General features: G+C 35.0%; 23 protein-coding genes and 1 pseudogene. 8 read left to right on the top strand and 16 right to left on the bottom strand.

Annotated elements, in window-relative coordinates:
• The first annotated feature begins 333 nt into the window (after positions 1-333).
• On the top strand, positions 334-528 hold the full coding sequence (locus tag NKG37_RS15980) for a hypothetical protein (RefSeq protein ID WP_040342482.1): 195 nt from the start codon (positions 334-336) through the stop codon (positions 526-528).
• A gap of 13 nt (positions 529-541) precedes the next feature.
• Here the strand turns inward: NKG37_RS15980 and NKG37_RS15975 are convergent, their stop codons facing one another.
• Together NKG37_RS15975 and NKG37_RS15970 are read right to left on the bottom strand one after the other, a co-directional pair.
• Entirely contained in the window at positions 542-1342 is an 801-nt protein-coding gene (locus tag NKG37_RS15975; RefSeq protein WP_040342485.1) for an inositol monophosphatase family protein, read from the bottom strand.
• Positions 1343-1562: 220 nt separating this feature from the next.
• A complete protein-coding gene (locus NKG37_RS15970) occupies positions 1563-1757 on the bottom strand; it encodes a hypothetical protein (RefSeq protein ID WP_016200969.1) in 195 nt (64 codons plus the stop codon).
• 262 nt (positions 1758-2019) lie between these two features.
• On the opposite strand from NKG37_RS15970, the gene NKG37_RS15965 reads away from it, so the two are divergent.
• The gene (locus NKG37_RS15965; RefSeq protein ID WP_212118673.1) at positions 2020-2640 is read left to right on the top strand and encodes a YktB family protein; all 621 of its coding nucleotides are present in this window, start codon (positions 2020-2022) and stop codon (positions 2638-2640) included.
• A 282-nt stretch (positions 2641-2922) separates the two neighbouring features.
• Here NKG37_RS15965 and NKG37_RS15960 read toward each other — a convergent pair whose 3' ends face one another.
• A complete protein-coding gene (locus tag NKG37_RS15960; RefSeq protein WP_169188332.1) occupies positions 2923-3195 on the bottom strand; it encodes a UPF0223 family protein in 273 nt (90 codons plus the stop codon).
• A 204-nt stretch (positions 3196-3399) separates the two neighbouring features.
• Positions 3400-4652 (bottom strand): annotated as a pseudogene (locus tag NKG37_RS15955) (ISLre2 family transposase).
• 553 nt (positions 4653-5205) lie between these two features.
• Here NKG37_RS15955 and NKG37_RS15950 point away from each other — a divergent pair.
• Together NKG37_RS15950 and NKG37_RS15945 are read left to right on the top strand one after the other, a co-directional pair.
• Positions 5206-6675, top strand: coding sequence for an aminotransferase class I/II-fold pyridoxal phosphate-dependent enzyme (locus NKG37_RS15950; RefSeq protein ID WP_101730078.1), 1470 nt, complete (start codon positions 5206-5208; stop codon positions 6673-6675).
• Between the two features lie 114 nt (positions 6676-6789).
• The gene (locus tag NKG37_RS15945) at positions 6790-7125 is read left to right on the top strand and encodes a hypothetical protein (RefSeq protein ID WP_101730079.1); all 336 of its coding nucleotides are present in this window, start codon (positions 6790-6792) and stop codon (positions 7123-7125) included.
• Positions 7126-7588: 463 nt separating this feature from the next.
• Here NKG37_RS15945 and NKG37_RS15940 read toward each other — a convergent pair whose 3' ends face one another.
• From NKG37_RS15940 to NKG37_RS15915, 6 genes are all read right to left on the bottom strand, one after another.
• The gene (locus NKG37_RS15940) at positions 7589-7834 is read right to left on the bottom strand and encodes a hypothetical protein (protein ID WP_016200964.1); all 246 of its coding nucleotides are present in this window, start codon (positions 7832-7834) and stop codon (positions 7589-7591) included.
• A 209-nt stretch (positions 7835-8043) separates the two neighbouring features.
• Positions 8044-9453, bottom strand: a complete 1410-nt coding sequence (gene lpdA / locus NKG37_RS15935; RefSeq protein ID WP_016200961.1) for a dihydrolipoyl dehydrogenase — start codon at positions 9451-9453, stop codon at positions 8044-8046.
• 4 nt (positions 9454-9457) lie between these two features.
• On the bottom strand, positions 9458-10735 hold the full coding sequence (locus NKG37_RS15930) for a dihydrolipoamide acetyltransferase family protein (RefSeq protein WP_016200960.1): 1278 nt from the start codon (positions 10733-10735) through the stop codon (positions 9458-9460).
• Positions 10736-10825: 90 nt separating this feature from the next.
• Positions 10826-11803 carry an alpha-ketoacid dehydrogenase subunit beta gene (locus tag NKG37_RS15925; protein ID WP_016200959.1) on the bottom strand — a complete coding sequence of 326 codons (978 nt, stop codon included), beginning with the start codon at positions 11801-11803 and terminating at the stop codon, positions 10826-10828.
• Positions 11804-11806: 3 nt separating this feature from the next.
• Positions 11807-12922, bottom strand: coding sequence for a pyruvate dehydrogenase (acetyl-transferring) E1 component subunit alpha (gene pdhA, locus NKG37_RS15920; protein ID WP_016200958.1), 1116 nt, complete (start codon positions 12920-12922; stop codon positions 11807-11809).
• Positions 12923-13683: 761 nt separating this feature from the next.
• Positions 13684-14367 carry a YkyA family protein gene (locus NKG37_RS15915; protein WP_169188330.1) on the bottom strand — a complete coding sequence of 228 codons (684 nt, stop codon included), beginning with the start codon at positions 14365-14367 and terminating at the stop codon, positions 13684-13686.
• Between the two features lie 524 nt (positions 14368-14891).
• Here NKG37_RS15915 and def point away from each other — a divergent pair.
• The 3 genes from def (at position 14892) to rnjA (ending at position 18340) form a co-directional block, all read left to right on the top strand.
• On the top strand, positions 14892-15446 hold the full coding sequence (gene def, locus NKG37_RS15910; protein WP_016200956.1) for a peptide deformylase: 555 nt from the start codon (positions 14892-14894) through the stop codon (positions 15444-15446).
• Positions 15447-16460: 1014 nt separating this feature from the next.
• Positions 16461-16673, top strand: a complete 213-nt coding sequence (locus NKG37_RS15905; RefSeq protein WP_016200955.1) for a DNA-dependent RNA polymerase subunit epsilon — start codon at positions 16461-16463, stop codon at positions 16671-16673.
• Entirely contained in the window at positions 16673-18340 is a 1668-nt protein-coding gene (rnjA, locus tag NKG37_RS15900) for a ribonuclease J1 (protein WP_016200954.1), read from the top strand. The genes NKG37_RS15905 and rnjA overlap by 1 nt, the downstream gene beginning before the upstream one ends.
• Before the next feature lie 59 nt (positions 18341-18399).
• Here the strand turns inward: rnjA and NKG37_RS15895 are convergent, their stop codons facing one another.
• The gene (locus NKG37_RS15895; protein ID WP_016200951.1) at positions 18400-19059 is read right to left on the bottom strand and encodes a potassium channel family protein; all 660 of its coding nucleotides are present in this window, start codon (positions 19057-19059) and stop codon (positions 18400-18402) included.
• Positions 19060-19183: 124 nt separating this feature from the next.
• Entirely contained in the window at positions 19184-19588 is a 405-nt protein-coding gene (locus tag NKG37_RS15890) for a TlpA family protein disulfide reductase (protein WP_254414928.1), read from the bottom strand.
• A 169-nt stretch (positions 19589-19757) separates the two neighbouring features.
• Here NKG37_RS15890 and NKG37_RS15885 point away from each other — a divergent pair, with 169 nt between their 5' ends.
• Entirely contained in the window at positions 19758-20609 is an 852-nt protein-coding gene (locus NKG37_RS15885) for a mechanosensitive ion channel family protein (protein WP_016200949.1), read from the top strand.
• Positions 20610-21024: 415 nt separating this feature from the next.
• On the opposite strand, the gene NKG37_RS15880 is transcribed toward NKG37_RS15885, so the two are convergent.
• The 4 genes from NKG37_RS15880 to cbpB form a co-directional block, all read right to left on the bottom strand.
• Positions 21025-22152, bottom strand: a complete 1128-nt coding sequence (locus NKG37_RS15880) for an N-acetyldiaminopimelate deacetylase (RefSeq protein ID WP_016200948.1) — start codon at positions 22150-22152, stop codon at positions 21025-21027.
• Between the two features lie 104 nt (positions 22153-22256).
• Entirely contained in the window at positions 22257-22967 is a 711-nt protein-coding gene (gene dapD / locus NKG37_RS15875; protein WP_016200947.1) for a 2,3,4,5-tetrahydropyridine-2,6-dicarboxylate N-acetyltransferase, read from the bottom strand.
• Between the two features lie 89 nt (positions 22968-23056).
• Entirely contained in the window at positions 23057-23959 is a 903-nt protein-coding gene (locus NKG37_RS15870; RefSeq protein WP_101730083.1) for a transcriptional regulator CcpC, read from the bottom strand.
• 106 nt (positions 23960-24065) lie between these two features.
• Positions 24066-24512, bottom strand: coding sequence for a cyclic-di-AMP-binding protein CbpB (gene cbpB / locus NKG37_RS15865; RefSeq protein WP_016200945.1), 447 nt, complete (start codon positions 24510-24512; stop codon positions 24066-24068).
• Positions 24513-24628 lie beyond the last annotated feature (116 nt).

The following is a 24628-nucleotide window of genomic DNA, read 5'->3' as shown; positions in this document are numbered from 1 at the left end:
TCACTCCTACCTAAATATGTCTATCTGGATTCAACTTATTTTTTAATAATATTATAACTGAGTCATTATATCACATAAATTCACAGAAACCTAAATCCTTTTAAAAAAATAACAAATGTAAACGTTATTTTAACAAAATAATCTATTTAAGCATAAAATTTATTCTTATAAATAACAATTTCTTTACATTATGTCTGTTCTTTCCATTCCCATCCATAGTATGATAGAAATGAATGAACAAAGTTAAAAAACCCACATCGATTGCTGTGGGGTTTAAATATATCATACGCTATTATTTCCGATTAATATACAACATAATAAAGGAAGATAAACATGAATTTTGAAAAATATCCACTTTTTTACTATAACGTTTATGGAATTTCTAGTTTCATTAGTATCGGAATATGTATTCTCGAAAAAACATTAGCTGGTACACTTATTTGTTTTTTTCTCTTTTGCGGCATTTGGTTCCTTCGATCGCACAAGAAAAAGAAATTACAACGTGTGATCGATAAACAGCCTTCTTAAATCTTAACCTACTTTACCAATTTCCATCCTTTAAATACTTTTGAAGAATTTCATCATGCAATCCAGGTTTTGATGCAAAAAAGGATTGTTGTGTTAGTAAATCGAGCGGTTCATTTCTTAAGGTTGTTACCTTCCCGCCAAGTTCTTCGACCATTATCTTACCTGCAGCATAGTCCCATGGTGATAATCTTAAGGTTAGATAAGCATCCATTCGTCCAGCAGCAATATATGCTAACTCTAAACAAGCAGATCCAAATGATCTTGTCCCCCTAGACTCTTTTACAAGTGGTTCTAGAATAGTTGGATCAATTCGTTTGTTTTTTGTAACCCATGTGGCATTCAACCCAACAATAGCTTCTTCAACTGCGGTGTTCTTTAAAGGTAATAGTTCAATATCATTCATAAAAACACCATTCCCCTTTTGAACATGGTACAACTCATCTGCGACTACATCATATATTAAGCCAATTTTTCCTATACCATTCTCATAAATTCCGATCGAGATAGCAAAGTCCCGCTGCATGTGTACAAAATTCATCGTTCCGTCAATAGGATCAATAATCCAAACAATCCCTTTTAAATCTTCTAAGGATTTGCTAATTCCCTCTTCCCCTAAAATACGATGAGAGGGAAATACTTCACTGATTTTATTTATCAGAAATTCTTCTGTACCTTTATCTATTTGTGTGACTAAATCATTTTTATTGGATTTTGTTTGAATAATGAGCTCGGACGAAAAAGACTTGATGATTCTTTCGCCTGCCTCTTTTATCCATTCTTTTGCATACTTATCGATTTCAAGCCAATTTGCCATTTTCTCACCCTTCTTTACATTCTTTTTTCCAACACTTCTTTTATTATAGCTTATAGAATTGCTTATCATCCTTCAAGAATAATGAAAGTAAAAATCATTTCTTACACTATAGTATCATAAAGCCCGAACTAGCTGAACGCAAAATCATGTAGCTGGCTCTATAGGAAGTAATTCTAATTCCTATAGAGCCAGCTACATGATTAACCAATTACTTATTTAATTATAATGCATTAAGTCTTAGAAGTTCCTGCCTAATTCTTTCTAGCTTTTGTTTACTTAATTTTTTTTGTTTTTCATTCTTTTCATTGATTGCATCGAATAAGGTAGCCAACTCATAATCCATTTCTAGACGAAGAACAGCCTTTTTTTCCTTTTCCACTTCCAGTTTCTTCGCTAAATTCATTAATTGTTTCACTGACAGTACACCCCTTTCATCGACTTGCATTTCTGTTGATTTCTTATATATTATGTGGAAACCAATTAGCTTGCTCCTTTTTTGTGCGATAACCTAGTTAAACCCTTATTTCTTCATAATATTATTTATGTATGCTACAATATTTTCGAAAAGCACATCTAAAGAAGAAAAATTCAGGTAAGTGACTAAATAGCTTACTTGATTTTATATACACTATTTACCCGCAAACAATCGAGATAAACAAAAAAGGAGATAAGAAATAATGTCGTTTACTGGTTTTACACAAAAAGATTTTGATACATTTACGATTGAAGGACTAGATTCACGAATGGAAGCAATCCAGGAAAGAATTCAGCCAAAATTCCACGAAATTGGTTCTGAGCTTTCAGAGCAGCTTTCAGGGAAACTTGGAATGGAAATGTTTCTACATATCGCTAAACACGCAAGACGTACTGTTAATCCACCAAAAGACACGTGGCTTGCTATCGCAAGCAATAAACGAGGATATAAACAGCATCCACATTTCCAAGTTGGGTTATTTGATGACCATGTTTTTATTTGGTTAGCTTATATATATGAACTTCCAAAAAAGAAAGAAATTGCAGAAGGCTTTTTAGCCAATTACGAGCTCTTGCATTCTACCCTGCCAAAGGATTATTTTCTTTCCATGGATCATATGAAAAAAGAAGCCGTTAAAATTGGAGAAGCTGATTTAGAGGCAGCTTTAACGAGATTCCGTGATGTGAAAAAAGCTGAATTTTTGGTAGGTCAGCAAATCCCTGCTGATGATCCTATTCTATCGAATGGAGAGGCATTCCTCTCATTAGTTGAAAAAACTTATGATACATTACTTCCAATTTATAAATTATCGTTAGAGTATTAAATCTGACAAGCACTATAGTTTCAGATTTAATGGTACAAATACAAAAACCTTGGGAAAATCCCCAAGGTTTTTGTCATAATTAATAAAAGATTTTTTTGTCGCAGGTTTTTTCTCTCATGTCATTGCTAAATGGTGAAACTAACTGTCTTTTTCACGCCACGTTGTTAAACATTCAAGTGAGAATGCAAATCTCTTTATACAAATACTAGTATTATCTACAAAAAACATACCACTTTATAATCTCCATTAAACGGAGAACTACTTCTGCAGATAGCTTTTTCCTTATACCATCTTTATTCTACTAGCATCTGAAGCTTCTTTTGCTTTTTTTATTGTTCGATAAGTAGAATAACCACTTACCTCTTCAAATTCATCACATACCTTCTTCTCTTGTGCTTTCCCTGGCACAATTTTTTTAAAGGCACGGTATTGTTCCATTAATTCAGCCTTATCTATCCCTTTTTCGTAGGCTTTCTCAATGCTTTCAAAAAATTTAACGACGGTAATTATTTCATCTGTTGACCAATCGATATCGATCGGATATTGATAATCCATTATTCCACATCCTATAGTTTTGAAATTTTCCAGATGAAACTATTGTAATTTAAGTTGTTAAGAATGTAAAACTCGTCTGAAAACATGATTGAGTCAAGTTTTTGTGGGAGTTTTTTTAGCTCCCTTTTTTATAAAGTAAAACCTCTAAGTTTGTATCCGCTTTCCAATTGGTTTTGTTCTTCCAACTGTTGATTCTCTCATTTTTTAAAAACCTTTTAATCCCTGTAAGGCAAAGTGAACGGGTTTTCCAATCGCTTGATTTAAGTATGGCATGTTCTGACGCACGGTTTCTGTTACTAATTTTGTGGGTATTTTTCTTTTCGCTCGATGCTCTTTCTTTGATTTTTCCGTGGCTTTTTCCCATTTCCCATATATCGTTTGGATGGATAGGTCATCCTTCAATCCAATCCACAAGCGCGCCATGCTCATGACCCCTTTTTTGCTCCAGGCTCTTCCATTCTTTAATCGTTTGGCTAATTGATTCATCATCGCCTCTGCACTTCCCATTGGACGATACGCTGTCGTGTCCACACCTTTTTCCTGTAACCAACTACGGTAATCTTTTATGGTTTCCTGATGATGCGTTAAAAAGGCAAGGAAATGCTCTAGTTTTTCTTCTTTTTCTGGTGTATCCATTGTTCCTACTGCGCTATTCAACTCTAGAAGTAATGTTTCTACCTGGTAGTTTCTTAACGCTCTTTTCACGTAGCGGTATCGAGGATAGCTCTTCATTAGTTGCTTCATCGAACGAGCGACATGAAAACGGCGCGTTCCCGAAAATACTCCCGACATGCCGTTATCCAGCCTGCTCCATCACCATTAATAATAAGCAAGGTTTGGGTAGGATCATACGCATAATGATTCTGTAAGAACGTTTCAAAGGCTTCCCAAAAGGGTTCTTTTCCTTCATAAAGAAAATGCCTTTTATTTCGGAGCCTGATTCGCTTTCCGTTTTCTTTCCATCCCTCGTGTACAGCGGCGAATTTCAACTCCCATCCACGCTTTTTCTTTTCTTGACTCTTCACATATAATCCATCTACTTCGACAAACAATACCTTTTGAAAAGGGCGTTTTTCCTTAGCGGGAAGTACGCTTGTTTGAAGAAGATGTTGCCGTAATGCTTCGTGGCTCATCGCCGAATAGCCTAAAAATTGTTCGAACGTTTCCACCGCCTTTCGATAGGAGGAGCCATTCGTCGCTAGTTCTAGCCCCCATTCTTCTAGTAGCGGACTAAATCCCTTATTCCCCTGAAACTGTAAATAGTGATCTAATAGACAAATATATTTTTTAGTCACACGATCAAAATAATAATTACGCTTCAGCTCCACAGCTCCAAACGCTGTATCTAATCGTATTTCTCGTTTATCACGTAAAGCAAATCTTCTTTTGTCTCGTTGCTGAGCAATCTCTAGATCCCAATTTTCTAATGTTTGAATAAGGATTTCTTGAAACGTCATTTGTAGTGTTCGAAATAAAGTTTTTTCCAATTCTTTTAATGATGGCATTTTTATGTTACATTGATTCATGAGAGCCTCTCCTTTTCGTATTTTTCGCCAAATTCTACTTTACAAAAGGATGCTCTCTTTTTTAATGCTTAATTTTTTCCAGCTACCGCGCTTTCGCTTGGTGGCCTTTTTGTCTAGTTGGGGGACTCGTCCCCCAACTAGACAAAAAGGATATTTATTCTCCCACAAACATTTTACTCATACTGAAAACATCTACTTTATTCCCTAACTAAAAGTTAAGAAACGCAAAAAAAGAACATAAAAAAATAATTCTTTTCTTTATAGTAGAAACTAATTGTATGCAAAGAAAATAAAAAATGCTATAATTCTTTTGTTTTATGATTTTTATATTTTGTAATTAGGGTAATAACTAGTAAACAGTAGTTAATTTAAAGACAATACAGCGACAAATGGTACGATAAAATTTCTATTTCTACATAAGAAATTTCAATAAAGTTCGCTAAAGTATGCATAAAAATACTAAATAAAGAGGTGTGGTAATAAATTGTCACAACACGAAACACCGTTATACCACGGATTATTGGAACATGTTAAAAAGGATCCGATTCAATTTCATATACCCGGGCATAAAAAAGGGAATGGAATGGATCCTGAATTTAGAAACTTTATCGGAGAAAACGCCCTTTCGATAGACCTTATTAATATTGGTCCACTTGATGATCTTCATTATCCAAAAGGGATGATTAAACACGCCCAGCAACTTGCTGCTGAAGCGTTTGGAGCAGATCATACTTTCTTTTCCGTTCAAGGCACAAGTGGTGCTATCATGACAATGATCATGAGTGTTTGTGGCCCAGGAGATAAAATCATTGTTCCAAGAAATGTTCATAAATCGGTTATGTCTGCCATTATATTTGCTGGAGCGATTCCAATTTTTATCCACCCAGAAGTAGATAAAAATCTTGGTATTTCTCACGGCATCACGATTGAGTCTGTTCAGCATGCTTTAGACCTTCATCCAGATGCGAAAGGGCTATTAGTCATTAACCCAACTTATTTTGGCATTTCAGCTGATTTAAAAACGATTGTTGATCTAGCTCATTCATATGATATTCCTGTTTTGGTTGATGAAGCGCATGGTGTTCATATTCATTTCCACGAGGATTTGCCTATGTCTGCGATGCAAGCAGGTGCAGATATAGCGGCAACAAGTGTACACAAACTTGGCGGTTCAATGACTCAGAGTTCCATTTTAAATATGAGAGGCGACCTAATTAGTTACAAGCGCGTTCAATCTATTTTAAGTATGTTGACAACAACTAGCACTTCCTATCTCTTGCTGGCTTCCCTCGATGTTGCGAGAAAGCGTCTTGCGACAGAGGGAAAAGAGCTGATTGATAAAACGATTAATCTTGCGCAATATATTCGCAGACAGATTAATGACATTGAACACTTATACTGTGTCGGAGAAGAAATTCTAGAATCAGATTCTGCTTTTGATTATGATCCAACTAAATTGATTATTTCTGTAAAAGACTTAGGATTGACCGGTCATGATGCAGAAGAATGGCTTCGTCAAAACTATCGAATCGAAGTAGAGATGTCTGATTTGTATAATATCCTGTGCATTATTACACCTGGTGATTCAGAAAAAGAAGCCAATATTCTAATTGATTCCTTAAAAGCACTTGCGGAAGAAAGAAAGGATAAAGCCTCTAAAGTAGAGGCAAGAGTGATGTTGCCAAATATCCCTCTTCTAGCTCTGACACCCAGAGATGCTTTCTATTCGGAAACAGAGTTAATAAATTTTGACGATTCAGTAGGAAGAGTGATCGCAGAATTCATTATGGTGTACCCGCCAGGAATCCCTATTTTCATCCCTGGCGAGATTATCACTGAAGATAACCTTGCCTATATAAAACGAAATATGGAAGCAGGATTGCCTGTTCAAGGGCCTGAGGATTACGATTTCAAAAAGCTTCGTGTTATTAAAGAACATCGTGCGATAAGATAATAAGTTACATGGGGCAGGAATACCACTTTAAAGGTATTCCTGTCTTCTATTTGGAAATAAATGAATAATAACCATCTATCTTCTTTAGGTAAGGAAAGATTGGAGTTTTATTTTTTGAAAAAATATATTGTTATTACGATTATTAGTTTGCTAATTAGTCTGGCAACACCGTTTATCTTTAAAAATTACGTCGAACATAAACCAGAGCAAATAGAACAATCTTTTCGCTTTGGAGGTCCAGTGCCATTTGCGGAACAACAAAAGCTGTTACCAGCTTCAACGAATGCATATCCTTTAGAAATTTCATTCGAGTCTCCGTTTCAAACAAAAACTATATTTCATCCAGTTTCGTTTATTTTTAGCTTTCTTGTATTCTTCTTATTAGTTCTATCAATCTTTACCATTCTTAAAAGCTATTTTGGGAAAATACCAACAAAGCGGAGACAATAAGTACTTGCGTGGTTTTGATTCTATTAAAAAAATGCCTTTGTTTATACAATGGCATTTTTTATGCTGTACTTTGTTTGTGTTTCAAGGAAATGGCAATTGATTAAGGGAAAACTCTTCTCTATTCCCTTTTCGCTTCTATTAATAGTTTAACGGTAACAGAGAACTCTTCTCTATTCCCTTTTCACTTCTATTCATGGTCTAACGGTAACAGAGAGCTCTTCTCTATCCCCTTTTTGCTCCCATTCATAGCACAGCGGTAACAGAAAGCTCTTCTCTCTTCCCTTTTTGCTCCCATTCATAGCACAACGGTAACAGAGAGCTCTTCTCTATCCCTTTTCGCTTCCATTCATAGCACAACGGTAACAGAGAACTTGCTTTCTTCTTCTTTTCCCAAGTATGTAAGTCCAAATAATACAGAGAAAAGGCTTATTTAGGTCCATCATTGTTGGTTATATCGTTTCTTTTAGACTACAGATATGATTGTCATAATTAAATGAAAAGAACCATAAATAGATAAGCTGATCATTGTGGCCAGCATGGTTTTTCTTGTTGATTTTATGATAGAATTTCCAATTATAATAGCTAAATAAAAAAACACTCCAAACATAAACACCTTATAAAGAATTAAGTCATGTCTTGATAACCATTCAATTATCGAAAAGCCGCTCCAAATGATTAGTTGAAATAAAATTGCCGTATAAATCTTCAAGAAAAACCACCACCCTTCCTCAAACTTAACGCTTAATACTAGTATATGTATCAATCTTTTGTTTTATTTTATAATTATTTTCTTCAAAAAAACAGTAATATGGCTGGATGAAATTTAGCCAACTATATGAAAAAAGTATAAATTAAGAGTTTTCCTTCCTTTTTAAAGGCAAAAAAAAGAAGCCCTCATTCGAGGACTTCTTTTGATTATTAACGCAAGATATGAATTGGGTTACCCATTGCAACTTCAGCTGCTTCCATTGTTACCTCACCTAAAGTTGGATGAGCATGGATAGTCATAGCTAAATCTTCTGCTGTCATTCCAGCTTCAATTGCTAAGCCTAGTTCAGCGATCATATCAGATGCACTTGGACCAGCGATTTGAGCACCGATAACAAGACCATCTTCTTTACGTGTAACAAGCTTTAAGAAACCTTCAGCATCGTTAAGTGCTAAAGCACGACCGTTTGCTGCAAATGGGAATTTAGCAGCTTTTGCTTCAATTCCAGCTTCTTTAGCTGTAGCTTCTGTGTGACCAACTGTTGCTAATTCTGGCTCAGAGAATACAACTGCAGGAATTCCTAAATAGTCGATTTCTGAGTTATGTCCAGCGATAACCTCAGCAGCAATTTTACCTTCATAAGAAGCTTTATGTGCTAATGGAGGACCAGAAATAACATCACCGATAGCAAAGATATTACTTACAGAAGTACGGCATTGTTTGTCTGTTTTAATGATTCCGCGTTCGCCTAGTTCCACACCAACTTGTTCTAAACCAAGTTCGTCTGTATTAGGTTTTCTACCAACCATTACGAATACATAATCAGCTTCAACTGATTTTTCTTCGCCTTTAACTTCATATTTAACAACAACTCCAGTGTCCGTTTCTTCAACACCTTTAGCCATTGCTTTTGTAATGATTTCAGCGCCTTTTTTCTTTAAGTTACGAGTAACTAATGAAGACATTTGTTTCTCGAAACCACCAAGAATTTCATCAGCACCTTCAAGGATTGTTACTTGTGTACCAAAGTTAGCGTAAGCTCCACCTAATTCAGTACCTACATATCCTCCACCGATCACAACGATTTTCTCTGGAATTTCTTGAAGTGCAAGAGCACCAGTTGAATCAAGAACTCGTTTAGAGAATTTGAAAGTTGGGATTTCGATAGGACGAGATCCTGTTGCGATAATTGCATTTTTAAAAGTATAAGTTTGAGATGATTTTTCATCCATTACTTTTAATGTGTTAGCATCTACAAAATATGCTTCACCATATGCAATATCAACTTTGTTTCCTTTTAAAAGTCCTTCTACACCACCAGTAAGCTTTTTAACAACACTGTCTTTCCAAGCTTGAACTTTTGTGAAGTCAACTTTTACATTTTCAGTTGTAATACCCATGTCTGCAGAATGTGCAGCATGCTCATAACGGTGTCCAGCAGAGATTAAAGCTTTAGAAGGAATACATCCAACATTTAAGCAAACTCCACCTAATACGTTTTTCTCAACGATTGTAACTTTTTGTCCTAACTGTGCTGCGCGAATTGCTGCAACATATCCACCAGGACCTGCACCAATGACTATAGTATCTGTTTCAATAGGAAAATCTCCAACTACCATGTTCTTACGCCTCCATTAACAATAGTTCTGGATCGTTCAATAAACGCTTAATATGATTCATTGCATTTTGAGCAGTAGCTCCGTCGATCATTCTGTGGTCAAAGCTTAAAGAAAGTGCTAATACTGGAGCAGCAACAATTTCTCCATCTTTAACGATAGCCTTTTCCGCAATTCGACCAATACCTAAAATAGCAACTTCAGGATGGTTAATTACCGGAGTAAACCATTGTCCACCAGCAGATCCAATGTTAGAAATTGTGCAAGATGCACCTTTCATTTCAGCTGGAGCTAATTTACCGTCTCTTGCTTTAACAGCTAGTTCATTAATTTCATTAGAGATGTTAAAGATACCTTTGCGATCAGCATTTTTAACAACAGGAACTAATAAGCCTTTTTCTGTATCAGCAGCAATACCGATATTGTAGTAATGCTTATGAACGATTTCACTTGTCGCATCATCTAATGATGTGTTTAAAGCAGGGAATTCTTTTAATGCACTTGTTAAAGCTTTTACTACGTAAGGTAAGAATGTTAATTTAATACCTTTTGCTGCAGCAACTTCTTTATACTTCTTACGATGTGCAACTAATTTAGACACTTCTACTTCATCCATTAATGTTACGTGAGGAGCAGTGTGCTTAGAGTTTACCATTGCTTTTGCAATAGCTTTTCTGATTCCGCTCATTTTCTCACGAGTTTCTGGGAAGTCTCCTTCTGGAATAGCAAGTGGTTTAGGTGCTTCCGTTGCAGTTTCTGTTGGAGCAGCTTCTGCAGCAGGTTGACTAGCAGGTGCAGCACCACCGTTTAAGTGTGCATCAATATCTTCTTTAGAAATACGTCCGTTTTTACCAGAACCAGAAACAAGTTGAATTTCTACCCCTTTATCACGTGCATATTTACGTACAGAAGGCATTGCGATGATGCGTTTGCTTGGATCAACATCCGCTTCTTGCGCTTTGCTTTCTTCAACAGCTTCTGGTTTTGCTTCTTCAGCAGCTGGAGCTTCATCACTATGGTCACCTTTGAATTGAAGGTTTTCGTAGCCAGGAGCGTCGAATGTAATTAATACATCACCAACGATAGCAACTGTTCCTTCTTCTACTAAAACTTCTTCTACTGTACCTTCAACTGGAGAAGGAATTTCAACTACTGCTTTATCATTTTGAACTTCACATAATACATCATCTTCTTGAACTTTATCGCCTGGTTTAACAAACCATTTTACGATTTCGCCTTCGTGAATACCTTCACCGATGTCAGGCAATCTAAATTGAAAAGCCAATGTGACAACCTCCTAATAATTCTTATGAAAAAATTTTCTTCTTTAACTAACTTTTCTTCTAATTGTCATGCAAATTTTGTTCGGTACTAATTAGAAAGTTAGAACTTTTTTAGCTGTTTCAATAATATCTTTAAAGTTTGGAAGCCATACAGTTTCTGCTTGTGTAAATGCAAATACAGTATCAGGTGCAGTTACACGTAAAACTGGAGCTTCTAAGCTTAGAATTGCACGATCATTGATTTCTGCAACAACATTAGCTGCAATACCAGCTTGTTTTTGTGCTTCTTGAACTACAATAGCTCTTCCTGTTTTTTCAACAGAACCAATGATTGTTTCGATATCTAGTGGGCTAACTGTACGTAAGTCAACTACTTCCACTGAGTATCCTTCTTTTTCTAATTCTTCTGCTGCTTTAATAGACTCTTGAACCATTGCTCCATAAGTAATGATAGAAAGGTCTTTACCTTCACGTTTAACATCCGCTTTTCCAAGAGGAATAGTGTACTCTTCTTCTGGAACTTCTTGACGGAATGAACGGTATAATTTCATATGCTCTAAGAAGATAACAGGATCGTTATCACGAATAGCAGAAATTAAAAGTCCTTTAGCATCGTAAGGAGTTGATGGAATAACAACTTTAAGACCTGGTTGTTGTGCCATTAATCCTTCCAAGCTGTCCGCATGAAGTTCAGGAGTATGAACTCCACCACCAAATGGTGAACGAATTGTTACTGGTGAATTATAACGGCCACCTGAACGATAACGCATACGAGCCATTTGTCCAGAAATACTATCCATTACTTCATAAACAAAACCAAAGAATTGAATTTCAGGTACTGGACGGTAACCTTGAAGTCCTAAACCGATTGCTAAACCGCCAATTCCAGATTCAGCTAATGGAGTATCAAATACACGATCTTCACTGAATTCTTTTTGAAGACCTTCTGTCGCACGGAATACACCGCCGTTTACACCTACGTCTTCTCCAAATACTAATACGTTTGGATCATTACGTAATTCTGTGCGTAACGCATCAGTGATTGCTTGAATCATAGTCATTTGCGCCATGGCTTACTTCGACTCCTTTGCTGCATAAATTTCATATTGTTCTTTTAAGTTAGCTGGTAGCTCTTCATACATGATGTTCATTAAGTCAGTAACTTTTTGTTTTGGAGCTTCGTCAGCAATTTTGATTGCTTCTTTAATTTCTTCTTTAGCACGCTCGATTACTGCGTTTTCTTTTTCTTCATTCCAAATGCCTTTATTTTCAAGGAATTTACGGAAACGTACTAATGGATCTTTCTTTTCCCACTCGCTGTCAAGGTCAGCTGTACGGTAACGAGTTGGGTCATCCCCAGCCATTGTATGTGGACCATAACGGTAAGTTAAAGTTTCGATTAACGTTGGACCTTCTCCGTTGATTGCTCTTTCACGAGCTTCATGAACAGCAGCATATACTGCTAAAGCGTCCATACCATCTACTTGAATTCCAGGGATACCTGCAGCAACTGCTTTTTGAGCAATTGTTTTCGCAGCAGATTGTTTCTCAACTGGAGTTGAAATTGCAAAACGGTTGTTTTGAACAATGAAAATTGCAGGAGCTTTGAATGCACCAGCAAAGTTAATTCCTTCGTAGAAATCACCTTGTGAAGCACCACCGTCACCTGTATAAGTAATTGCAACAGATTTAGCACCACGTTTTTTCATTCCTAATGCTACACCAGCTGTTTGGATGTATTGTGCACCGATAATGATTTGTGGAGAAATCACGTTTACTCCTTCAGGAATTTGGTTTCCTTGGAAGTGACCACGTGAGAATAAGAATGCTTGAGATAAAGGAAGTCCGTGCCAGATAAGTTGTGGAACATCACGGTATCCTGGAAGAATGAAATCTTCTTTTTCTAATGCAAATTGTGAAGCTAATTGAGAAGCCTCTTGTCCTGCAGTAGGTGCATAGAAACCTAGACGACCTTGTCTGTTTAATGAAATAGAGCGTTGATCAAGAATACGTGTATATACCATACGAGTCATTAATTCTTGTAATTGCTCATCACTTAAATCAGGCATTGCAGATTCATTTACAACTTCGCCCTCTTCATTTAAAATCTGAAGTGTTTGAAATTGGTTTGCCACTTGTTCAAGCTGTGCTTGCACATCAAATTGTGCCTTCTTTGTTTTAGAAGCCATTAAAGCCACCCTTTCCTTTCATATTAAAAGACTTTTTCCTGTAAAAGCATTACATATTTACAATGTGTTTGAATGTGGTAAACATTCAGTTGGGTAACGCTTTCTATTACTTACAGCATATAACTCTAAGCAACAAAAAAAACCATACTAAAACAGTTTTCCACAAAATACGCAAGAAAAAACGTCTTATAAATTAATTCGGTTTCCGTATAGACTGTATCAATTATTTATATGTAAATATTAATACAACTGTTCAATACATTTATAAGTTTAATATACTTAAATATTATCCGTCAATCTTTAAGCTCTAAGTTTTTATTATTTTTTTACATGAAATTAATCCAACTGTATTATTTGCAATACAGTATCTGTATCATACAGATATTACTATTCGCAACTGTTTTATAATAATTTCTATCCTTGTCGAAAATTTGATTTTTCTATTAAGGATTAGGATCTCCTTCCTTATTTATTGTAAGGAAGCTTGTAACGATAAAGTACTATGAACGTTTTGCAGCTCCCCGCTCCATTTAATGTTTATCTCCAACAAAAAAGTCACAGAATAAAGTTTGTCCAAACAAGCAAAATTCATGCTTGTACAGACGTACTCTATTCTGTGACATTTATAAGGAAAACTAATCGGACCTTAGCACCTAACTTCCTCTATTTTCTGTAGCTTCTAGTTAGCATTACAGCCCGCTAAGAGGGGTAAATCTACAATTAGTATATAAAGACCTTAATCAAGACATAAAAAAACGACTTTATTTTTCTGCTTCCTCTTTACTCATTTTAATTTTTATTCCAGCTTCCTTATAGAAATCCACTTTTAATTCATTATATTTTTTCGTTAGTTCATTAAATTTTTGATTGTTATCATAAACCATTTCATACGTATCATTTATTTTTTTTACTTGTTTTTCTAAATCATCCATACTAACGTCTTCCTCTTTAAACATTTCATAAAGCTTTTTATCGCTATTCAGCCCTTCTATGTAATTAGCGTATAATTTATCATGTTCCTCATAGCGGGCCATCATTGTTTTATATAGCTCGTCTGCTTTTTCTTTTAACTGTTTTTCATCCTTTTTTTCTAAATCTTCCATTTCAGTTGTTATCGTTTCAAACTTTTCTTGGGACTGCTTTATACTTTCTGCTTCTTTATCCATATATTCTTTTCTTTTAGCAATGGATTCTAGAGCTTCATCCGATAATTTCGTAATTTCATCCATATCTTCTAAGCCGAGACTAATTATTTTAGAATAGATGTCTTGTTCTTTCTTCTCTAAGTTGACAAGAGGCTCTTGTTGCTCTTCAAAACCACTTTCGATCTCAACTACTTCTTCTAATTTTTCATACATTTTCTCACTCGGAGACTTAAAATTACACCCAGCAGCAATCATCACAAATAACAAGATTGTGCTAATAATTAAAGCATTTCGTTTCATCTGTTTCCTCCTCACTTTCTTATAACTATATCGATTCTTCTGTATTTTTACAATAAAGGTTGACCGTTTTTACTACTCATCTCAGCGTTGGTAAAAGCTAAATCGTACTAAATAATTAGTTTGTTCTCACTAGAAAAAATGAAATTATACCAGTATTGATTCCCCAATAATGAATTTTCACTCCCACTTAGTGAAGATCATTCTGAATACTTCTTACAACTTTTAAAAATAGTTTTATATAATAAACATATTAGCTTGTCCTGTAAAATATTATGGGTATATATAATTATCTTATTGCATAAAGTACTATTCTCTTTTATCCCACTTTTAACGAACAGTAATCTCCAGCCTCAAGCTGCGAAAAATCGAGAAAGCTAAGTGCTGAAATACTCTTGTAAAGGTCCGATAAATACAATCAACCATGATGGGGATGAGGTCCCTCCACTAATGGAAGTTTCTTTATTAACTTTTTATTCTTTCTCTGTTAGACTACTTTTATAGATAGAAACAAGGAAGTGATTATTTTGATAACAATGACAGATATTATTCGTGATGGCCATCCCACATTGAGAAAAGTGGCAACAGAAGTTAGCATGCCACCAACCGAGGAAGAAAAAGCCCTTTTAAAAAGCATGATGGAATATTTAATAAATAGTCAAGATCCCGAATTAGCGGAAAAATACGGTTTAAGAGGTGGAGTAGGCTTAGCAGCTCCCCAAATAAATATTTCAAAGCGGATGATTGCTGTTCATGTGAAAGATGAAAATGGCCAACAATACAGCTATGCTCTATTCAATCCTAAAATCATCAGCCATTCGATTGAAAAAGCTTATTTAACTACAGGAGAAGGCTGTCTTTCTGTAGATGAAACCATTCCAGGTTATGTACCAAGATATGCAAGAATTACATTAAAAGGAATTGATTTGGATGGCAAGGAAGTTAAATTACGTCTTAAAGGCTTGCCTGCTATCGTTTTTCAACATGAAATTGACCATTTAAACGGTGTTATGTTTTATGATCATATAAATGAAAATGAGCCTTTCCTTCCTATTGATAACGCAATCCCTGTAGAAAGATAAGTATAGTGTTTTCTTACTTTGATTATGGTTCGATTATAGAGAAATTATCGAGCCTCTCTTCTCTTCCTTGCTCCCAAAAATAAAAACACTTTCAAATAAAATTAGGAAAAAACATTTAACATTTTTAGCCTATTTTACAAATCCCAACATTATCCATGAGAATCTTACAAAAAAATTCATATACTATGAATATAAAAGGGTGTTTTCAAAATGTCGTAGAATATAGTTTAGTTTCTTTTGTTAAAAGCCTTATGAACGAACCATTCTATTGTTAGATAAATAAATGTAAAATCACCTTCAATTTTATAAGATTGGATCGGTAAAAACCCCATCTCAAAAAAACTATTTTTTTACAAAAAGAAATATAAAATGAGAAGATGACTTTACTTTGTACAAGAATGGTTTAAAATAGAACTAAGGAGATGATCCACTATGTTAAAGAAGCTAAGAAAAAAGCTTTTAAAACAGTGGAAAGATTTACTGCGTAAAAAATCAATAGCTTAAAAAATTGAAGGGTATTTTTATGGTCCGACCTATGCCACGTTTTGTTTAATATAGTGGTTATTATACCACTATATAATTCAAGCTTTGTGGTAATGAGTCTGACCTTTTATTTTAATAACGATTTCATAATAGGTCTAAGTACATAAACATACGTAATATTCAGTTTGTCGACAAACTGATTTTAAAAAAGTTAAATGGAATACTCATGCGTTGCTTGGAGTGGAAAGCAACCTCCCTCTTCAAAGGGATTAATAAATACCCTATATACAAACTTTTATTTCTAAAATTCAAGAGTTTGTCTACAGTCTAATATTATCGATGTTTATCAAACATAAATTATGGGTAAAAAACTTTTTCACAAAATCAACCTTTTCTAAATAAAATTTAAAAATTGATTTACTGAAAAAGAACCTTTCATATACCAATTGCTATTAAAAGAAAAAACATGAAAAACATGTTATTTTTTTATATAATTATTTTCAGATACAAATGATTAAGGAGCGAATTACCATGATATTCAAAGTATATTTTCAAGATTTAAAAACAGAGGTACCAGTAAGAGAAAAGACAAGAACTATTTATGTTAAAGGTCAATCTGAAAGAGATGTTAGAACAAAACTAGCAGAAAAACCATATAATATTGAGTTTATAACTCGTGTAGAAGGTGCATTCTTAGAATATGAACAACTAAATGAAGACTTTACAGTATTGGAGATTGAATAATGAAATTTGTAAAAAACGATCAAACTGCTGTATTTGCCCTGGGAGGACTAGGGGAAATCGGTAAAAATACCTATGGTGTCCAGTTTCAAGACGAGATTATTTTAATTGATGCTGGAATAAAATTTCCTGAGGACGAGCTTTTAGGAATTGACTATGTTATTCCTGACTATTCTTTTTTAGAGAAGAATGTAGACAAAATTAAAGGCTTATTTATCACGCACGGTCACGAAGACCATATTGGTGGTATTCCTTACCTTTTAAGACAAGTTAACATTCCTCTTTACGGAGGTAAATTAGCATTAGCTCTTGTTCGTAATAAACTAGAAGAGCATGGATTATTACGCCAAACTACTATGCACGAAATTCAAGAAGATGATGTTATTAAATTTAGAAAAACATCTGTTTCCTTCTTTAGAACGACACATAGTATTCCTGATTCTTATGGTATTGTTGTTAAAACTCCACCAGGAAACATTGTTCACACTGGAGACTTCAAATTTGATTTTACTCCAGTTGGCGAACCTGCAAACTTAACCAAAATGGCTGAGATTGGTAAAGAAGGAGTTTTGTGCTTATTATCAGACAGTACAAATAGTGAAGTGCCTAATTTTACAATGTCCGAGAAAAAAGTTGGAAAAAGTATTCATGATACGTTTATAAAAGCTGATGGTAGATTAATTTTTGCTACTTTCGCTTCCAATATTTATCGTTTACAGCAAGTAACAGACGCTGCTGTAGAATTCGGTCGTAAAATAGCTGTATTTGGACGAAGCATGGAGGCAGCTATTAATATTGGTTTAGAGCTCGGTTTTATTAAGGCTCCGAAGGAAACATTTGTGGATCCTCAACAAATTAATCGACTACCTGCTAATCAAGTAGTGATTTTATGTACAGGAAGCCAAGGGGAACCAATGGCTGCTTTATCAAGAATTGCTAATGGAACACATAGACAAATTCAAATTATCCCTGGAGATACTGTTGTATTCTCTTCTAATCCTGTACCAGGTAATACACTTAGTGTTAATAAAACTATCAATATGCTTTATCGTGCTGGCGCTGAGGTAATTCATGGACCACTTAACAATATTCACACTTCTGGTCACGGCGGACAGCAAGAACAAATGTTAATGCTTCGATTAATAAAGCCTAAATTCTTCATGCCAATCCACGGAGAATTTAGAATGCAAAAAACACACGCACAGACGGCTGTTGATTGCGGGGTAAAAGAGGAAAATTGCTTTATTATGGACAACGGTGAAGTATTGGCACTTTCAAGTGATACTGCACAAGTTGCGGGTAAAATCCCATCTGGAAATGTTTATATAGATGGCAGCGGAATTGGTGATATCGGTAATATCGTATTACGCGATCGTCGAATCCTTTCAGAAGAGGGCTTAGTAGTTGTTGTTGTAAGCATTAATATGAATGACTTCAAAATCGCTGCTGGACCTGACCTTATTTCTAGAGGATTTGTGTACATGCGTGAATCTGGCGATCTAATCAACGATGCACAGGCATTAATAAGTAAACATCTAAATAAAGTAATGGAACGTAAAACAACCCAATGGTCTGAAATAAAGAATGAGATTATTGATACCATTTCTCCATTCCTTTACGAAAAAACAAAAAGAAGACCAATGATCCTTCCTATCATTATGGAAGTTTAACGAATCAAAAAAAAGAGCTAGTTGTTCAGGTTAAAGAACAACTAGCTCTTTTTTATTTGTTAGGACATTACCTTTTTTTCAAAACGATTAATATCAGAATCAGCTCCAATAACAATTAGAATATCTTTTTCTCTTATTGGTTCTGATGCTTGAGGAGATACAATAATTTCCCTATCTCTTTTTATCGCTACTATAGTAATGCCATATCTTGCTCGAATATCTAAGTCAATAATGGATCGACCATCTAATTTATGACTTGCTTTAATCTCTACAATACTGTGCTCATCAGACAGTTCTAAATAATCAAGGACATTATTTGAAACAATATTATGAGCTATTCTCTTTCCCATATCTCTTTCTGGATGAACAACTGCATCTGCCCCTATTTTACTTAATACTTTCTCATGATAGTCATTTTGAGCTTTAACGGTAATATTTTTCACACCCAGTTCCTTTAACATCAAGGTTGTCAAAATACTCGCTTGAATATCCTCCCCTATCGCTACAATAACGTGGTCAAAATTACGGATTCCAAGACTTTTTAACACTGTTTCATCTACTGCATTCCCTACAACTGCATGTGAAACTAGATTTGCGTATTCATTTACTTTTTCTTCACTTTTATCAATAACCATTACATCCATACCTAATTCGGTCAATTCTTTGCAAATACTGCCGCCAAATCTTCCTAGGCCAATAACCGCAAATGCTCTTTTCACTATAAAATCCTCCAACAATCGTAAAAATTTCATATAAGTAAACGTCATTATTATAACATTAAATCGTTTGGTAAATATACACTCTCATCATTAAGTTTACAATTCCCTAAAGATAATCAATTTTCTACGGTATATCCTTAATTACACGGCTGATACGGGTATCTAACATTTTTAAATTAGTTCCACCAGCTTGGTAATAACGTAATGTCCCTTTTTTATCAAATAAATAGTAGGAAGGGACATATTCATTCGAAAAAGCCTTAGCTAATTGAAAGTCATGATCAACATAAATGGATTGTGTCATATTATACTGTTCCGCAGTCTTTTTTATCGATTCAATATCTAAATCATGCTCTGTTCTTGGAATATGCACAGAGATAATAGTAAGTATATCTTTATAAAGCTCTCTATATTGATTTAATTCTGGCAAAGCTCTTTTACAAAAATAGCAACTTACAGACAAAAAATGGAGTAAAGTTAGTCTATCCCTTCGTTCATCTGGCTGTTTTACTTCCCCATTTATCCACATTGTCGGCGCGCTCCATTTTGGAAAATGATCACCTATTTTCACAGATTAGTTACCTTCTTTCCTTACTAAAAACATTAGAATATAAAGCCAAGTTTATCAAATTTACAAGAGGGAATAAAAAGAAAAAACTTGATAACTTTATTTTTTCTAAAAAGGAGTATAACACAAAATGATTTATTTAAACGAACTAAGTACTTATATTCAAAACATTCATTGGGGAGAACTCCTTTTAGATACTTCCCTGTTGGCATTAAAAATACTCTTAATCTTACTAAGCTATCTTTTCATAAAAAAAATGGCAAAGAAGCTAATTAATAAATTGTTTGAAACCTATATTCAAAAGAACTCTATCTCTCAAGGAAGAGCCTTTACTTTAGAAAGCTTAACAAATAATCTAATTACCTATGTCTTATTTTTCATTCTTGTCATTACCATTCTTCAATTATTAGGAATAGACGCAACAGCAATATTAGCTGGTGCAGGTATTATTGGATTAGCAGTTGGTTTTGGCGCTCAAGGTTTAGTTAGTGACCTAGTCTCAGGATTTTTTATTCTATTAGAAAAACAATTAGATGTTGGGGAACTTGTAACGATAGGAGAGTTTTCAGGTACCGTTGAACAAGTCGGGCTTCGAACAACCCAAATTAGAGCTGGTGATGGAACGTTACACTTTATTCCGAATCGAGAAATAACACAGCTTAGTAATCATTCTCGCGGTGAAATGCAGGCTTTAGTGGATATAGATATATCTTTGTGTAACGATTTACCGAAAACAATGGAAATACTGAATCAAGTCTGCGAGCGTCTCGCCAAAGAAAACCCCGTTATCACCGATGGACCAAACGTAATCGGTATCCAAGACTTAGGACCAAGTACCATTACAATAAGAATCATCGCAAAAACGCAAAATATGGAGCAGTGGGGTATGGAGCGTCTCATTAGACAAGAATTAAAAATAGCTCTTGATGAAAATGGGATTCAATTTCCGGAAACACCCGTTCTTTTAGATAATAGTAATTAAAAAAGCTGGGACATAAGTATTCCAGCCAAAGATAAGCCTCAACAATTATACGAATATTGCAAAGGTTCGTATAATTGTTGAGGCTTTTTTATTCGTGTTAAAAAGGATGTTCTATGAAGTTTGTTGCTGTTACCCGCAGCCTGAATACACTTCGCTTTCCGTGGGGCTCGCGCTGAGCCTCCAGGGTCTCAGACTGTCTCGCTAATCCCACAGGAGTCTACGTGTATTCAGGCTGCTCCGATTTTCAAAATAATTATATTTTCCATTATAAAAACAACCATTTTTTAGAAAAGATCGTAATGGAACGAGTTGGTTTCGCTACTAAATGAGAGATTGTTCGTCTTTATCTATTATATATTTTGTTTTGTCCCATCCTCAAGTCTTCGCTTGTAATTAGCTTTTTTTAATAAGATAATTAATTTCCTTTTGTCATCAAATAAGCAGTCAATGCATTCACAGCTAATTGTATAGCATCTTCTTTCGGATCAAGCTTACTATGATGTAATCCATATGGAGAGTCCACACCAAGCCAAAACATAAACCCAGGGATATCTCTTAACATATAACCAAAATCTTCCCCTGTCATCGCTTCTTTACACTCAAATATAGTTGCTTCTGTTTCCTGCTCAACAAAGTCCATAAACTCTCTCGTTAACGGCTCGTTATTATACACTTGATAATAGCCACTTCCGAAATCAATTGTACACTCACAATCATAGCCAATTTCGATTCCCTTTACTAAGGATTGAACGCGGTTTTTGACTTTTTCCATCGCTTCACTAGAAAGAGTACGCATTGTCCCTTCCAGCCTCGCATTTTCAGCAATGACATTTTGAACAGTTCCACCTGTAATTTTTCCAATTGTTACAACGGCACTATCAAGTGGATCAATATTTCTTGAAACTACAGACTGAAGCTGGGAAACCAGACTGCATGCAGCAACCACCATATCATTGGTTAGATGTGGGTATGCAGCATGCCCTCCTTTCCCTTTTAAATCAATAAAAAGCTCAGAAGTATTAGCAAATAGTAGACCGGTCTTAATGGCAATTGTTCCTACTGGGTATTCTGGAGCGACATGAAGAGCCAAAATCATGTCAGGCATCCACTCTTTTAACTCTTGACTTTGTAGCATGGGCTCAGCTCCGCCTGGTCCCTCTTCAGCAGGCTGAAAAATAAATACTACATCATCTTTAAGAGGACTTTCTATTATATTAGCAAGCACCCCTAAAGCAATCGTCATATGAAAATCATGGCCACAAGCATGCATTTCCGTCGGATGTTCTGATAGGAAATCTAATCCGGTTTCCTCTATAATAGGCAAACCATCGATATCTGCACGATAACCAATTGTTTTTGTTGGATTGTGTCCATGAATTTTAACAATTATCCCTGTTCTCCACGTTTTAATTTCAACACGTTCAGTGGATAAATTTTGTATTACCCCAAGTAAATATTGCTGTGTTTTAAATTCTCTAAATCCAAGCTCTGGAATTCTATGCAAATCTCTGCGAATTTTGATTAAATCGATCTTATTCCCCATACAAATCCCTACTCTTCCTTCCATTCTCCAATTAACTTTCAAAGTGCGATTTTAATTTTTCTATAAGAAAAGCGTGGAACTTTCTCCACGCTTTTTACGAAAAATTATAGTTGACGTAACTCTTGCATAATTTCCGTTTTTGATTTTGTTTTATCATCTATTTCTTTCACGACACGCGCAGGAGCTCCTGCAACTAATGTGTTAGCTGGAACATCTTCTAATACAATCGCACCTGCAGCAACTACAGAACCTTTTCCAACTGTTACTCCTTCAACGATTACTGCATTTGCACCAACTAATACATCATCTTCAATGATTACTGGCTTTGCAGAAGGGGGCTCGATGACACCTGCTAATACAGCACCTGCACCAATATGACAGTTCTTTCCTACAGTAGCTCGTCCACCCATAATAACACCCATATCGATCATTGTGCCCTCACCAATTACAGCGCCAATATTAATAACAGCACCCATCATGATTACCGCATTGTCCCCAATATCCACTTGATCGCGAATGATAGCACCTGGCTCAATACGAGCTTTAATATTTTTCAAGTCCAATAAAGGAATAGCAGAGTTTCTGCGATCATTTTCAATCACATAATCTGTTACTTTATCCTTATTTCCTTCAATCACAGTTTGAATATCTGCCCATTCTCCGAAAATCACACCAGAATTATCGCTGATAAATGTTTGGATATTTTCCCCAAAATTGACTGCTGACAAATCACCTTTAACATATACCTTTACAGGTGTAGATTTTGTACTATTTTGAATAAATGAAATAATTTCATTTGCATCCATCATTTTCATTGTTAAAACCTCCATTATGTATATATACAACACTAAAAATTACTTTACCAAACAAAAGTGATGAAAACAAGCCATAATTATTAACTTTATCACCGGTCTATTTCTTTTCCCATTTTTTCTTCTTCTAGATACTCATTAACAATTTCTAAAAAAGCTTGTACTTGTTTTAATTGAAAAGTTGCTTCATAACCAATTAACCATGTTCCTCTTGTTATCGGTTCATTGTGCTCATTATATAACGGGATTCTAGATAGTGTCTCGTCTGCTTTTCTTAATGCAATCGAAGGCAAAATACTATAGCCAATCCCATTAAAAGAAAGTTGTTTACATGTTTCAATCTGATCTACTACAATTGTGTTATTTGGAGGCATCTGAAAGTTTCTGTGCCACCAAACTTGTATTTCTTCATAGTAGTTAGAATCACTTTTAAACTGAATAAATGGTCGATTAGTCAAAGCTATATCTTCTAACTTAGCAATTTCCCGATCCACTAAATAAAGAGGATCATCAAATAAATGCATTTTAACGCCTTTCCAATCAGCAACGCCTCTAACTATACCTATATGCATACTATCCTCAGAAAGAGATTTCATTATATCGCTGCTCCAACCAGTTACTAATGATATCTTTGCCTGAGGATAACGTTCAACAAATCTTTTTAACACTTCTGGAAGCCAATTCTGTCCAACAATACTTGCGACAGCAATTTTTAATGTTCCATACACTTCTTCTTTAAAAGCATGTATGGATTCTTTCACTTCTTCTTCTTTCTTAAGTGTTTCCATTGCAAATTTTGTTACTAATTCTCCTGCAGCGGTGAGGGATAGTCCTCGTTGCGACCTTATAAATAATGGTGTTCCCCAGTCTTTCTCAATATTTTGCAGTCTTTGAGAAAGAGCTGGTTGTGTGACAAAAAGTCTTTCAGCTGCTTTTCTCATATTCATTTCCTGAGAAAGAACCGTTAATAATTGTAATTCAGAAATGGTTGACATGACATTATCCTCATAAATAAAAATTATTATCAAAAGAGGGATACAACTCTAATGAAGAGGTAGACAAGAGCGGCAACAGTAGGTGAAGGAATAAAACGTGTTAAGATTAATTTTGATTGTTTTGATGCAAGTAAATATTAAGTCGCTTTAATATTGCCCTTCTTGTTAAAATCCCATCAAAATAGCCATCTTCCGTTTCCACACAAATAAAAGGATGGTCGACTAAATGTTTAATCGTATGTAATACAGAACTACTGCTCTTAACTCTTGGTATCACCGTATTCATAATTGTTTCCACTTTTATTTCTTCAAGCTTCTCAAATTCGATTCTTTCTAATCCTAATATGCTCTCCATAATAAGCGGTGTACTTACTAAACCATAGAGTTTATAATGAGCATCTAATACGGGTATTGCTGAGTATCCACTTTTTGTTAAGACTAGCAGAGCGTGTTCTAAACTATTTCCTATCTGGACATGTGCTACTCGCTCAGATGGAATTAATAAATCCTTTAAAGTGATGTTTAAAAACTCTTCGCTGTGCAAACTTATCATAGCCGAAAACTCCTCACAAAATATATTTATACTTTATTTTACCATAGTTTTCGGCTGAATGCTCTTTTAACCCTTACTCGTTTTTATATTCCTTACAACTAATTGACAATGTGGAC

Source organism: Niallia sp. RD1 (assembly GCF_024219955.1).
Taxonomy (GTDB): domain Bacteria; phylum Bacillota; class Bacilli; order Bacillales; family Cytobacillaceae; genus Niallia; species Niallia alba.
Note: the sequence above shows the minus strand (reverse complement) of the source record. Positions and strands in the feature narration are given on the sequence as shown.

Coding starts and splice junctions, on each gene's coding strand:
- NKG37_RS15960 (WP_169188332.1), bottom strand. CDS start 3,195: ATGGATTATCAATATCCGATCGATATCGATTGGTCAACAGATGAAATA.
- rnjA (WP_016200954.1), top strand. CDS start 16,673: ATGAAATTTGTAAAAAACGATCAAACTGCTGTATTTGCCCTGGGAGGA.
- pdhA (WP_016200958.1), bottom strand. CDS start 12,922: ATGGCTTCTAAAACAAAGAAGGCACAATTTGATGTGCAAGCACAGCTT.
- NKG37_RS15880 (WP_016200948.1), bottom strand. CDS start 22,152: ATGGGGAATAAGATCGATTTAATCAAAATTCGCAGAGATTTGCATAGA.
- NKG37_RS15870 (WP_101730083.1), bottom strand. CDS start 23,959: ATGTCAACCATTTCTGAATTACAATTATTAACGGTTCTTTCTCAGGAA.
- NKG37_RS15980 (WP_040342482.1), top strand. CDS start 334: ATGAATTTTGAAAAATATCCACTTTTTTACTATAACGTTTATGGAATT.
- NKG37_RS15885 (WP_016200949.1), top strand. CDS start 19,758: ATGATTTATTTAAACGAACTAAGTACTTATATTCAAAACATTCATTGG.
- NKG37_RS15975 (WP_040342485.1), bottom strand. CDS start 1,342: ATGGCAAATTGGCTTGAAATCGATAAGTATGCAAAAGAATGGATAAAA.
- NKG37_RS15890 (WP_254414928.1), bottom strand. CDS start 19,588: ATGTGGATAAATGGGGAAGTAAAACAGCCAGATGAACGAAGGGATAGA.
- lpdA (WP_016200961.1), bottom strand. CDS start 9,453: ATGGTAGTTGGAGATTTTCCTATTGAAACAGATACTATAGTCATTGGT.
- NKG37_RS15915 (WP_169188330.1), bottom strand. CDS start 14,367: ATGAAACGAAATGCTTTAATTATTAGCACAATCTTGTTATTTGTGATG.
- NKG37_RS15905 (WP_016200955.1), top strand. CDS start 16,461: ATGATATTCAAAGTATATTTTCAAGATTTAAAAACAGAGGTACCAGTA.
- cbpB (WP_016200945.1), bottom strand. CDS start 24,512: ATGATAAGTTTGCACAGCGAAGAGTTTTTAAACATCACTTTAAAGGAT.
- NKG37_RS15925 (WP_016200959.1), bottom strand. CDS start 11,803: ATGGCGCAAATGACTATGATTCAAGCAATCACTGATGCGTTACGCACA.
- dapD (WP_016200947.1), bottom strand. CDS start 22,967: ATGAAAATGATGGATGCAAATGAAATTATTTCATTTATTCAAAATAGT.
- NKG37_RS15965 (WP_212118673.1), top strand. CDS start 2,020: ATGTCGTTTACTGGTTTTACACAAAAAGATTTTGATACATTTACGATT.